Raw genomic sequence first — 11,990 nt, forward strand, 5'->3', positions numbered from 1 at the left:
ATGGCCTACTTCACCGATGACCTCGAGGACGGCGGCCTCGTCAGCGACATCAACATGACGCCGCTGATCGACGTCATGCTGGTATTGCTGATCGTTTTCATGGTGACGCTTCCGGCTGTCACCAACGCGGTCAAACTGGATCTGCCCAGGGCGGTCAGCGCGCCGAACGACGTGCAACCGGCACACGTGACGGTGCAGGTCGACGCGGCGGGTGTGATCCATTGGGACGCCATGGTCGTTGATCAACCGGCGCTGCAGGCGAAACTTGCGGAAACCGCTGAACGACAGCCGCAGCCCGAGATCCAGCTTTATGCGGATCGGGCGGCGAGATACGAGGCAGTCGCCGATTTACTGTCCGCCGCGCAGCGCGCGGGCCTGACGAAGATTGATTTCATTACTCAACCACAAACAGAGGGAACGCAAAAATGACGATTACCGACACGACGCTCGAGACTTTCGACGCAGACAGCGATTGCGAGTTGCCAGTGCTGGTGGACTTCTGGGCTCCATGGTGTGGACCTTGCCTCGCTCTCGCACCGAGTGTTGAACAGCTCGCGGCGGATTACGAGGGGCGGCTCAAGGTGTTGAAATTGAACACCACTGGATCGGAAGACGCGTGTAATCGGTTCAACATTCGTGGCATTCCCACGCTGGTGTTCTACAGGAAGGGGGAGGAGGTTGGCCGGTGCACCGGTCCTTCGACGATCCGGCTACGCACGATGGTCGGGAAATGGCTCGGCGAATCTGGGCTGGATGTTCCGGTCCGCACTGACGAGCTGTCAGCGCTGCCGGTGGAATCTGCCACGCAGTCCGAGCATATCTGGCGCAGCTTTGGTGCGAGCGAGGATATCAAGGCCGCGTGCGTAACGCGATGGAGTGAAGCACCTGCTACGCCAGAATCCAGGCCGTCACTAGTGCTGTCGGGCGCGCAGAAAGATGGGCAATTCGAGGCGTCGGTGGGTGCGCCGGCCGACTTCGGTTTATTGCTGGATATGCTGTGGGATGTGGTTGCCGACTGGGATAATCCGACTGACGAGAATCCGCAAGCGCACGCGCAAATGCTCGAATGGATCGAAGCATTGCCGGTGGGAGTCAATTTGAGTTCGGTGACGGCCGCAGTGTTATACGACTTCATGCATAAGTCCCCCTGGGACGTGTCCCAGTATTTCGACGGGGATGCACACGATCTCGCAACAAGAATCAAACTGCTGCATACCCGCGAGAATGCAGGTGAGAAAATTCCCATTTCTGAATGGCAGAGCCTGCAACGAGAGGCGGTTTTGCTGATCGGGAAAGGAAGTGAGCAGGAGGATAGGATCAGTCGGAGTCTTGAGTCATTGACCATCCCGTTGAATGAAGAGAGTGCATCCTATGAGATTTTTACAATAATCCGTTTGCTTTTCGAAAAAAATCGGAATGCTGAAAATTTGCCCATTGCTGAAGTGTTGGAGATAGAGGAAATACAAAGAAAAAACGAATCCCAGGCCTCCGCCGATCTGGGAGATCAACCCGAGGACGCAGCAGGTTCGCGCGCATGGCTTGGCAGGTATTTCGAGCATGTCCGATTACTCAATCAACAGAGCCGCGTCCAATATCCGGAATTATGGCTTCGCCATGACGCGCTGGTGGCGCGCAAGAAGGATACATCCCGACAGATAGCGGCCTATCTGTTTGCCCGTTTGATGATGTATGCGCGGGCAGCCGGAACGGTGACGGCATGACCACGTCCCTTCATTCGGAACGGAATCCACTCGTCGGTCGCTCGGTACCAGGGAGTCAGAGCATCGCAATGGCGAAGGACATTCTGCTCACGCCGTACGGCCTTGACGAGAGTCTGCTCACGCGCACGCTCGCCGACATCTTCACGCACCGCGTCGACTATGCGGACCTGTACTTCCAGGCGACCCGCAGTGAGGCATGGAACCTCGAGGAGGGCATCGTCAAATCGGGCAGTTTCCGCATCGGCCAGGGCGTGGGTGTGCGCGTCGTGTCCGGCGACCGTACCGCGTTCGCCTACTCGAACGATTTATCACCGCAGGCCATCCGCCAGGCGGCAGCCGCGACGAAGACGATCGCGCAGGCGGGAGGTGGCAAGCACAAGGTCCGGGTCGCGAAGTCGCTCACCGGCATCTCGGGGCGCGACCTGTACCTGCCCGCCGATCCGCTCGCGTCGCTCGACGCGACCGCCAAGGTCAAGCTGCTCGAACGGATCGAACAGATGGCGCGCAGCCGCGATCCGCGCATCATCCAGGTGATGGCGGGCCTCGCCGGCGAATACGACGTGGTGCTGGTCGCGCGCAGCGACGGCGTGCTCGCCGCGGACATCCGGCCGCTGGTGCGCGTCTCGGTCACGGTGATCGCCGAGCAGAACGGCCGCCGCGAAATCGGCAGCGGTGGCGGCGGTGGCCGCTTCGACTATGGCTATTTCACTGACGAAGTGCTGTCGCGTTACGTCGATGACGCTGTGCATGCGGCGCTGGTGAACCTCGACGCCCGCCCGGCTCCGGCCGGCGCGATGACCGTGGTGCTCGGACCGGGCTGGCCCGGCGTGCTGCTGCACGAAGCGATCGGCCACGGTCTGGAAGGCGACTTCAACCGCAAGGGTTCATCCGCGTTCGCAGGACGTATCGGTGAGCGCGTGGCGGCGAAGGGCGTCACGGTGGTCGACGACGGCACGCTGCCGAACCGCCGCGGCTCCCTCAACATCGACGACGAAGGCAATCCGACGCAGTGCACGACGCTGATCGAAGACGGCATCCTGAAGGGTTACATTCAGGACAAGCTGAACGCGCGCCTGATGAAAATGCCGGTAACGGGTAACGCACGCCGTGAGTCTTACGCAGCGCTGCCGATGCCGCGCATGACCAACACCTACATGCCCAATGGCGACAAGGACCCGCAGGAAATTATCGCTTCCGTGAAGAACGGTTTGTTCGCGGTGAACTTCCGCGGCGGCCAGGTCGACATCACCAACGGCAAGTTCGTGTTCTCGGCTTCCGAGGCGTACATGATCGAGAACGGCAAGGTGACCTATCCGGTCAAGGGCGCAACGCTGATCGGCAGCGGGCCGGAATCGCTCAAGTTCGTCAGCATGATCGGCAACGACATGAAGCTCGATTCGGGCGTCGGCGTGTGTGGCAAGGAAGGCCAGAGCGTGCCGGTGGGCGTCGGTCAGCCGACGCTGCGGATCGACCAGATGACGGTCGGCGGCATCACCACCTGACGGTAGGGAATATTCGCAATGCTTCCTGCCGCAGCGATTCAGGATCCTAAGGACTACAGTATCAACGGCCGGTTTTTCCGGCGCCTTCTCGGATTGGCCCGTCCATACTGGACGCGTCCGGGCGCGTGGTGTTCATGGCTCGTGCTGGGGGCGTGCATCGCCTTTTCTCTTGCAGAGACCGCCCTTGGCGCCAAGCTGTCGTTCCTCACCAGACAGATGAGCGATGCGCTGGTGTCGCGCCATGAGCTGTCCTACTGGCACCTGTTCACGCTGGCCACGCTGGTTGGGCTTGTCGTCAATGGTGGCGTGGTCAGCATATTTTTCGACTTCGTGTACAACAGGTTGACGTTGCACTGGCGTGCCTGGTTGACGCACGATCTGGTGCGACGCTATCTGACTGGCCGCGCGTATTTCCGGATCGAGCAGGATGGCGATGTCGACAATGTCGATCAGCGAATCCAGCAGGAATCCGGACCATTCTGCGATATGGCCACTATGTTGCCTTGGGTATTGCTGTCTACCGCGTCAGGCCTGACCGTGCAAGGCTGGATCCTGAAATCGATCGCGCCCGCTTTGTTTTATGGCGTCCTGGTTTATGGCATCGCGACCGCGGTGATCACCTGGTGGATGTACCGCCCGTATATTCGCCTGAACTTTGATTCGACCGTGGCGGAAGCCGATCTGCGCTTCGGCATCCTGCATGTACGGAGTTACGCGGAAACCATCGCACTGTATCGTGGCGAGCAGGCGGAGGGCGCGAGCGTAGACAACCGGCTGAAGCGCGTCGTCCACATCGCACTGGCGACCTTGCGGTATCAACTCGTCATGAATCTCGCGCAAACCGGCTTGGGTTTGATCTGGACGCTGCTACCGGTGCTGGTTCTGGTGCCGCTGTATTTCGCCGGAAAAATCACGTTTGGAACGATTGCCCAGGGAACGGCATCTGCGAGCCTGCTGTTGAATGCGATCCAGAGGCTGACAGGATTCGTGCCGACATTCGCGATGGCGGCGCCTCACGTGGTGCGGCTGGCGCAGATCGTCGAGAAAGCGCAGGCGCTCGAGAGGGAAGGCGGTAACGAGGAAAATGCGATCACGTTTCGTCACGGCCGGACAATCCGGATCGAGCATCTCATGCTCCAGACGCCCGGACGGGAGCGTACGCTGCTTCGGGACGTGAGCCTGACGCTTTCGCCTGGCGAAGACCTGCTGATCATGGGGCAGACGGGCGTCGGCAAGAGTTCGCTGCTGCGCGCGATGGCGGGGCTGTGGCGCGTGGGTAGTGGCACGATCACCATGCCGGATGCCGATGAAGTGCTGTTTTTGCCTCAGCGGCCATACATGCTGCTCGGCAGTTTGCGCGAGCAGATCCTGTATCCCGCGACGGAGCGTGCGTTCACCGACAGCGAACTTCAGGCATTCCTCGTGCAGGTGTCCCTGCCTGATCTTGCGTCCCGGCATGGCGGATTCGACAGCGTGATTGACTGGTCGCGCGTGCTGTCGCTCGGCGAGCAGCAGCGGATTGGTTTCGCGCGCGCGCTGGCTGCGCGCGCGCGTTACGTCTGTCTGGATGAAGCGACGAGCGCGGTGGACGTGACGACGGAAGCGCGACTCTACCGGGCGCTCGCCGCGAGTGGTGCGACCTGCGTGAGCGTCGGGCATCGTCCGTCGTTGTTTGCCTATCACACCCGGGTGCTCGAATTGCGGACGGATGGCGGAGTGCGTCTGCTTGACGTCGAGCAGGCACGGGAAGAGGCGGATCGTCTCAAGGACGAGGATGTGCTTTGAACGTTGCTGTTACCTGACCGTTATTTTCTTGAACTGATCATACACATGAAACTTGCCGAACCCGAACAGATTGGCCGGCTGTTGCACACGCAGGCGCAATTGCAAGCTGTTGCGACCGATGCGCTCCGTTACGCGAGGACACTGGGTGCAACGGACGCCATCATTGGCGTCAGCGAGGGTAATGGGCTGTCCGTGTCGGTACGCCGTGGCGCGGTCGAGACGATCGAACACCATCGCAATAAACGGATAGGCGTCACCGTATTCATAGGCCATCAAAGCGGCAGTTCGAGCACCTCGGATTTTTCGCGAGGGGCAGTACACGATGCGATTGCCGCCGCCTACCACATCGCGCGCTTCACGGCCACGGACAATGCCGCCGGCCCCGCCGAGGCCGAACTGCTGGAGACAGCGCCGCACGACCTGGATCTGTACCATCCGTGGCAGTTGTCGGCGGACGAGGCGGTCGAGATCGCGCGTCGCGCGGAGGGCGCCGCGTTTGCGGCGGGCCCGCAGATCCGCAATTCGGAAGGCGCGAGCGTCTCGGCCCAGCACTCGCAGTCTGTGCTGGCCACTTCGCGCGGCTTTCTCGCCGGCTATCCGCATTCGAGCCATCACATCGCGTGCGCGCCGATTGCGGGAAGCGGCCGCAACATGCAGCACGGCAACTGGTACAGTTCGAAGCGCAGCGCGGCCGATCTGGCCGCGCCCGAAGCGGTTGGCCGCTATGCCGCGGAACGCGCGCTGGCGCGCCTGGGCGCGCGCCAGCTCGATACGCGCAAGGTGCCGGTACTGTTCGAGGCACCGCTCGCGGCCGGCCTGCTGGGCGCCTTCGTGCAGGCAACCAGCGGTGGCGCGCTGTACCGCAAGACGAGCTTTCTGGTCGACAGCCTGGGCAAGGCGGTGTTCGCGCCGCACGTGCAGGTGATCGAGGATCCGCACGTCCCGCGCGCGATGGGCAGTGTGCCGTTCGACGAGGAAGGTGTGCGGACGCGCGCACGCCGCGTGGTCAAGGACGGCGTGCTGGAGGGCTATTTCCTGTCGACCTATTCGGGGCGCAAGCTCGGCATGCAGACTACCGGCAATGCCGGCGGCGCGCACAATCTCGCGTTGCGCAGCAGCAGGACGCGCGCCGGCGACGATTTCGAAGCCATGCTGAAGAAGCTCGGCACGGGCCTGCTGTTGACTGAACTGATGGGACAGGGCGTCAATTACGTGACCGGCGACTATTCGCGCGGTGCCTCGGGGTTCTGGGTCGAGAACGGCGTGATCCAGTATCCGGTTGAGGAAATCACGGTGGCGAGCACCCTGCAGCAGATGTTCCAGGGCATCGTCGCGATCGGCGCCGATACGCTGGTGCGCGGCACCAGGGAAATCGGTTCGGTACTGATCGAACAGATGACGATCGCGGGGAATTAGACGCGTCGAAGATCCCCTACGCCATGCGCCAACAGCTCACGTAGTCCGACAAACCTGGAATCGAGTACGGTAGCGCACGCGAACGGGGAGAGTTGTAGGTCGAAGGCTGGCACGCCAGCAGATAGGCGCCGCCTGTGGTTCCCGAGCGGTCTTCGGAAACCCAGACCACCTGCTCCGGTCTCAATGTTGCAAGTAATGCCGCGAAATGGCGATTGGCAGTAAAGGCGCCTTCAATCACGATCTCGCCGCTGCTTTTCAGGCGAGTGAGGCAGTCGTCGGTGACAATGGTTGTGTACAACGTGGCCAGTGCATAGGATTCCTGTGCTGAAGCCGGTTGTGGCCCGCGGATTTCACCGCGCCGGGTCGACCATGGACCGCCTAGCGGCGCGAAGCTGGGCAGTGCGAGCGTTCGCTGTGCGACAAGGGTTGCAATATCCTGCTGACTGCAATCATCGGCCTGTCCCGCACTTAGCACCGAGAACTCACGGCCTCCCATAAAACGCGCACAGGCGACGGCGCGACCCCAGGCATCGACATTGGCTAGCATGTCACGACGTGGGTCGAGTACCGACAGGGGGGCGCCAATACCGGCCACAAGCGCCCAGGTGCCGGATGAGATTACGTTCATCGGCATCTGTGGCGACGGCACACCGTAGAAATGCTTGACCAGCGACGCATTGCTGTCGTGGATGCCACACACAACACGACAGTCCGCAGGCAGACCGGTCCGCGCTGCCACATCAGGCAGCAACTCGCCGAGAGTGGCGCCGGCCTCGCGCAGTGGTGGAAAAAGCGATTGCCACCCAAGTTTGTTTACCATGGGCGCCAGCCGGCCGCGTGTCACGTCCCATAGGTCGGTGTGGCAGCCCCATGAGGTGACTTCGCCCGCTGCAATCCCCGACAGCCGCCATGCCCAGTACTGCGGGTAAGGCACGATTGTGCGCGTGCGCGCGAAGGCATCGGGAAACCGCTGCGACTGCCAGTACAGCTGCCTGCCGACGTTCAATCCAGCCGGCAGCGCAGGCGAAAACGTGACGCCGAAATCGTCCCGCAGCGATGCATAGGCGGCATCGACCTCGTTCACACCGGTGAACTCGTAATCGAGCACGGGTAAGGTGAGGCCGTGCTCGCCTAGCAGTGCAACCGTCGCGCCGTGCGTCGTCGTGATGATCGAGCCTATACGGTGCGGCTCCGGCAATCGCGTCAGTTCGTTAAGCAACCAGTCCCAGATGGCGTCGACGTCGAAGAACGGGTAGGGACTCGCGTGTACGGAATGATTGGCGCGGCGCGATTCCGCAAGCGGCGTTCCATCCTCATCGAGAAGACTCAGCTTGAGATTGGTCTTGCCAATGTCGAATACCGCGACCCTGCCGGAGCGCGGACTCCCCAAAGCGGGGGTCATGACAGTACCGGGTCGGCATCGACCACAATCACATCGATCCCTTGACCCCGCAGCATCTCGACGGTCTCCGTGGTGACGCCGCTGTCCGTGATCAGCGTGCCGACGCGCGAAAGCGGGCACACGATGAGCCCGCCACGCTTACCCTGAAACTTGGAGCTGTCGACGAGCACGATCAGATGGTCGGCCTGTTTCATCAACTTGAGCTCGGCACGCACCAGAAGCGGGTCGCTCTCAAGCAGGCCGAGCGGGGATACGGCCGCGGCGCCAATGAACATTTTGCTCGCGTAGTGGTTCTGGATCACATCGTTCTCGAAGGGGCTCACAATCACGTTCTGTTCCCGGTAGATCTTGCCGCCTGGTAGCAGGATTTCGTTTCGGCTCTGAGTCAGCAACTCCTGAGCCATCAGGAACGAGTTGGTCAGGATAGTGAGCTGGCTGTCGGTGAGGTGCACCGCCATCATGTGCGTGGTGCTGCCACCATTGATGATCACGGTCTCGCCGTTCAGACACATCGTGGCTGCGCGCCGAGCGATGGCCCGCTTGCGCCCGGGATGTTGCGCCATGTTCTCCCAGAAATTTGCGCCCGCGAGCCCGCCTGCCTTGTCCGGCGCGAGAGGCTGCGCGCCACCGTGCACCTTGACGAGTTGCCCGCTAGCCGCGAGCACCGCGATGTCGCGCCGAATAGTGGCAGCCGAGGCGTTGAGCGCACCTTCAAGGTCAGCGACTGTGGCGCCACCCTGCTCGGCGAGGATTCTGAGCAATTTCTTGCGTCGCGTATGGTTGATCAAGGCATGTCCTCCGTGTGCCACCGGATTATGTCATTCGCGCACAAAGTAATCATCAATTCACGAATAATGGAAAACCCGCAGTCAAAACAATCATAAAGTTGATTGGAATGTGATTGAAAATTGATCGGTTTGTGGACAAACTTGCTTCCACCAATCCACAAACCTGCGAGACAAAGCTTCCATGAAGACCGCTACCGCTCTTGCCGCTTCGTCGGCGATTGCCTCTCTTTGGGACGACGCGCGTGCTGCGTCGATGTCCGAACCCGAGCTCTTGCTATACCGCTCCAACCTGTTGGGCAGCGATTTGCGTATCACCAACTTTGGTGGCGGCAATACCTCCGGCAAGATCGAGATGCCGGACCCGTTGACGGGGCAGCCGACGAAGGTATTGTGGGTCAAGGGCTCGGGTGGGGACGTAGGCAGCATGAAGCTCGATGGCTTCGCCACGCTCTACATGGACAAGCTGCAAGCGCTCAAGTCGCGCTACCGTGGACTGGCCCACGAGGACGAGATGGTCGCGATGGCCTCCCATTGCACGTTCAACCTGAATCCGCGCGCAGCGAGCATCGACACCGCGCTGCACGCCTACATCTCGAAGCCGCATGTCGACCACATGCATCCCGACGCTGTGATCGCCATTGCTGCCAGCCAGAACGGCGAGCAACTGACACACGACATCTTCGGCGGCGAGCTGGCCTGGGTGCCGTGGCAACGCCCTGGCTTCGACCTGGGCGTGAAACTCGGCGAGATTACGCGAGACCGTCCCAACCTGAAGGGGTTGGTGCTGCAGAACCACGGCCTTTTCACCTGGGGCGACACGTCCAGGGAGTGCTACGAAAACACGGTGCGTGTGATCGCGCAAGCTAATGCGTGGCTGACCAGACATCGCAACGTCCCGGCATTCGGCGGTGCCGTGCGAGCGCCGCTCGACAGGGAAGCGCGACTGCGGGTCGTCGGGCGAATCGTGCCAGCGCTGCGCGGCAAGATCAGCGGGAGTACGGCGGGCGGCCAGCGCAAGCAGGGCCATTTCGACGATCGCGCCGAGGTCCTCGAATTCGTCTGCAGCAGAGAACTGGCTCCCCTGGCTGCGCTGGGCACCTCCTGCCCCGACCATTTCCTGCGTACCAAGATCTATCCGCAGGTGCTTGCCTTCGACCCGGAAAAGGACAATCTCGACGAGGTGATCGCGGGCCTCGACGTTACGCTTGAGCAATACCGCCGGAACTACAAGGCCTACTACGAACGCTGCAAGCGTCCCCACAGCCCGGCCATGCGCGACCCGAACGCGGTGATCTACCTGATCCCCGGTGTCGGCATGCTGAGCTTTGCACGCGACAAGGCCACGGCACGCATCGCGAGTGAGTTCTACATCAACGCGATCAATGTGATGCGTGAGGCGCAGCGCGTCGATCGCTACGTGGGGTTGCCCGAGCAGGAGGCTTTCGACATCGAATACTGGCTGCTTGAAGAAGCCAAGCTGCAGCGCATGCCCAAGCCGAAAAGCCTGGCGGGCCGCATTGCGCTGGTCACGGGCGCGGCGGGGGGCATCGGCCGTGCGACCGCCGAGCGCTTTCTGCAAGAGGGCGCCTGCGTGCTGCTTGCCGACATCGATGCCGAGGCATTGGCCGAGACCGAGGCAGATTTCCGTCAGCGTTTCGGTAAGGACATGGTGGCAAGCGCCGTGACCGACGTGACTAGCGAGGTCGCGGTAAAGGCGTCCATGGCTGCCGCGTTGACGAGCTTCGGGGGGCTCGATCTGGTGGTGTCGAACGCGGGCATTGCTTCGTCGGCGGCCATCGGGGACACCAGCCTCGAACTATGGAACCGCAATATGAACATTCTTGCGACCGGCTACTTCCTGGTGGCGCGTACAGCGTATCAGTTGCTGCGCGAGCAGGGTGTGGGCGGCAGCATCGTGTTCGTCGCCAGCAAGAACGGGCTGGTGGCATCAGCGGGCGCGGCGGCCTATTGCACAGCCAAAGCCGCGGAAATTCATCTGGCACGCTGTCTCGCACTGGAAGGGGCAGAGCATGGCATCCGGGTCAACGTCGTGAACCCCGATGCGGTGATACGCGGATCGAAGATATGGGACGGCAAGTGGAAAGAAGAGCGCGCTGCCTCCAACAAGGTCGCGACGGACGACATCGAGGATTTCTATCGCAAGCGAAGCATGCTCAAGCTCAGCGTGCTGCCCGAGGACATTGCGGAGGGCGTGTACTTCTTCGCGAGCGATCTGTCAGCCAAATCGACCGGGAACATCCTCAACGTGGATGCCGGCAACGCCGGCGCCTTTACCCGATGACCGGCTGAACATGCCGTCGGTGTACGTATGGCAGCACTGTTGTTCGTTTTTTTCTCGCGCGGCAAGCCGGAATGCCATCTGGCCGCAACGCGCGATCCACTACTAGACAAACCGGAGACAACCATGAAAAAACTCATTCACAGCACGCTTGTTGCTGCCGTGCTGAGCTGCGGCATATCGGCCGCCCATGCCGAGATGCCGAAGCAGCCGATCAGGATCGGCGTGTCTTTCCAGGAGATGAACAATCCGTACTTCGTGTTGATGAAGCAAAGCCTGGAGGAGATGGCGGGTACGATCGGCGCAACGGTGGTCGTGACCGATGCGCGTCACGATGTAGCCAAGCAGATGAATGATGTCGAGGATATGTTGCAGAAGAAAATCGATATTCTGCTGCTCAACCCCACCGATTCCACCGGCGTGCAATCTGCTGTTCGCGCGGCCAAGAAAGCGGGCGTGGTGGTCGTCACGGTCGATGCGAATGCAGAAGGCCCGGTGGACTCCTACGTCGGCTCCAAGAATGCTGACGCGGGGCGCATCTCGTGTGACTATCTGGCCAAAAGCATCGGCGGCAAGGGCGACGTGGCCATCCTCGACGGTATTCCTGTGATCCCGATCCTTGAGCGCGTAAAAGGCTGCAAGGAATCGCTCGCCAAGTATCCCGGCATCAAAATTGTCACAACACAAAACGGCAAGCAGGAGCGCGCCACTGCCCTGACGGTGACCGAAAACATGCTGGCGGCCAACCCGAACCTGAAAGGCATCTTCAGTGTCAACGACGGCGGCGCCATGGGTGCCCTCGCCGCAATCGACAGCAGCGGCAAGGATGTCAAGCTCACGAGTGTGGACGGTGCGCCGGAAGTCATCAAGGCGATGCAAAAACCCGGCTCCAAACTGATCGCGACCGCGGCGCAATTCCCACGCGACGAAATCCGGATTGCCATGGGCATCGCGTTGTCGAAATACTGGGGGGCAAACGTACCCGCCACGGTGCCGGTGGACGTGAGGCTCATCGACGCCGCAGGCGCCAAAACCTTCACCTGGTAACTCAAGGGGCGCCGTGTGTGGGGTGAGATT

At 61.4% G+C, this 11,990-nt stretch carries 9 protein-coding genes; 7 read left to right on the plus strand and 2 right to left on the minus strand.

The window, feature by feature from the left end:
- From PQQ95_RS15110 to pmbA, 5 genes are all read left to right on the plus strand, one after another.
- Complete coding sequence (locus PQQ95_RS15110; RefSeq protein ID WP_408438188.1) at nt 1-429, plus strand: ExbD/TolR family protein; 429 nt, start codon at nt 1-3, stop codon at nt 427-429.
- Complete coding sequence (locus PQQ95_RS15115; protein ID WP_408438189.1) at nt 426-1,721, plus strand: thioredoxin family protein; 1,296 nt, start codon at nt 426-428, stop codon at nt 1,719-1,721. Before PQQ95_RS15110 ends, PQQ95_RS15115 begins: the two co-directional genes overlap by 4 nt.
- 68 nt (nt 1,722-1,789) lie before the next feature.
- Complete coding sequence (gene tldD / locus PQQ95_RS15120; RefSeq protein WP_408438190.1) at nt 1,790-3,223, plus strand: metalloprotease TldD; 1,434 nt, start codon at nt 1,790-1,792, stop codon at nt 3,221-3,223.
- An 18-nt stretch (nt 3,224-3,241) separates the two neighbouring features.
- The gene (locus PQQ95_RS15125) at nt 3,242-5,008 is read left to right on the plus strand and encodes an ABC transporter ATP-binding protein/permease (protein WP_408438191.1); all 1,767 of its coding nucleotides are present in this window, start codon (nt 3,242-3,244) and stop codon (nt 5,006-5,008) included.
- A gap of 45 nt (nt 5,009-5,053) precedes the next feature.
- Nucleotides 5,054-6,424, plus strand: a complete 1,371-nt coding sequence (gene pmbA, locus PQQ95_RS15130) for a metalloprotease PmbA (RefSeq protein WP_408438192.1) — start codon at nt 5,054-5,056, stop codon at nt 6,422-6,424.
- A 16-nt stretch (nt 6,425-6,440) separates the two neighbouring features.
- Here pmbA and PQQ95_RS15135 read toward each other — a convergent pair whose 3' ends face one another.
- Together PQQ95_RS15135 and PQQ95_RS15140 are read right to left on the minus strand one after the other, a co-directional pair.
- A complete protein-coding gene (locus tag PQQ95_RS15135; RefSeq protein ID WP_408438193.1) occupies nt 6,441-7,826 on the minus strand; it encodes an FGGY-family carbohydrate kinase in 1,386 nt (461 codons plus the stop codon).
- A complete protein-coding gene (locus PQQ95_RS15140) occupies nt 7,823-8,614 on the minus strand; it encodes a DeoR/GlpR family DNA-binding transcription regulator (protein ID WP_408438194.1) in 792 nt (263 codons plus the stop codon). The genes PQQ95_RS15135 and PQQ95_RS15140 overlap by 4 nt, the downstream gene beginning before the upstream one ends.
- Before the next feature lie 181 nt (nt 8,615-8,795).
- Between PQQ95_RS15140 and PQQ95_RS15145 the strand changes: the two genes are divergently transcribed.
- Nucleotides 8,796-10,916, plus strand: a complete 2,121-nt coding sequence (locus PQQ95_RS15145; protein WP_408438195.1) for a bifunctional rhamnulose-1-phosphate aldolase/short-chain dehydrogenase — start codon at nt 8,796-8,798, stop codon at nt 10,914-10,916.
- 123 nt (nt 10,917-11,039) lie between these two features.
- Complete coding sequence (locus PQQ95_RS15150) at nt 11,040-11,960, plus strand: ABC transporter substrate-binding protein (protein WP_408438225.1); 921 nt, start codon at nt 11,040-11,042, stop codon at nt 11,958-11,960.
- Nucleotides 11,961-11,990 lie beyond the last annotated feature (30 nt).

Origin of the sequence: Paraburkholderia caffeinilytica (assembly GCF_046030355.1) — a bacterium.
Lineage (GTDB): Bacteria > Pseudomonadota > Gammaproteobacteria > Burkholderiales > Burkholderiaceae > Paraburkholderia > Paraburkholderia caffeinilytica_B.

What these genes read in the sequence shown, in the direction of transcription:
- PQQ95_RS15110 (WP_408438188.1), top strand. Translation starts at nt 1, where the DNA reads ATGGCCTACTTCACCGATGACCTCGAGGACGGCGGCCTCGTCAGCGAC.
- PQQ95_RS15115 (WP_408438189.1), top strand. Translation starts at nt 426, where the DNA reads ATGACGATTACCGACACGACGCTCGAGACTTTCGACGCAGACAGCGAT.
- tldD (WP_408438190.1), top strand. Translation starts at nt 1,790, where the DNA reads ATGGCGAAGGACATTCTGCTCACGCCGTACGGCCTTGACGAGAGTCTG.
- PQQ95_RS15125 (WP_408438191.1), top strand. Translation starts at nt 3,242, where the DNA reads ATGCTTCCTGCCGCAGCGATTCAGGATCCTAAGGACTACAGTATCAAC.
- pmbA (WP_408438192.1), top strand. Translation starts at nt 5,054, where the DNA reads ATGAAACTTGCCGAACCCGAACAGATTGGCCGGCTGTTGCACACGCAG.
- PQQ95_RS15135 (WP_408438193.1), bottom strand. Translation starts at nt 7,826, where the DNA reads ATGACCCCCGCTTTGGGGAGTCCGCGCTCCGGCAGGGTCGCGGTATTC.
- PQQ95_RS15145 (WP_408438195.1), top strand. Translation starts at nt 8,796, where the DNA reads ATGAAGACCGCTACCGCTCTTGCCGCTTCGTCGGCGATTGCCTCTCTT.
- PQQ95_RS15150 (WP_408438225.1), top strand. Translation starts at nt 11,040, where the DNA reads ATGAAAAAACTCATTCACAGCACGCTTGTTGCTGCCGTGCTGAGCTGC.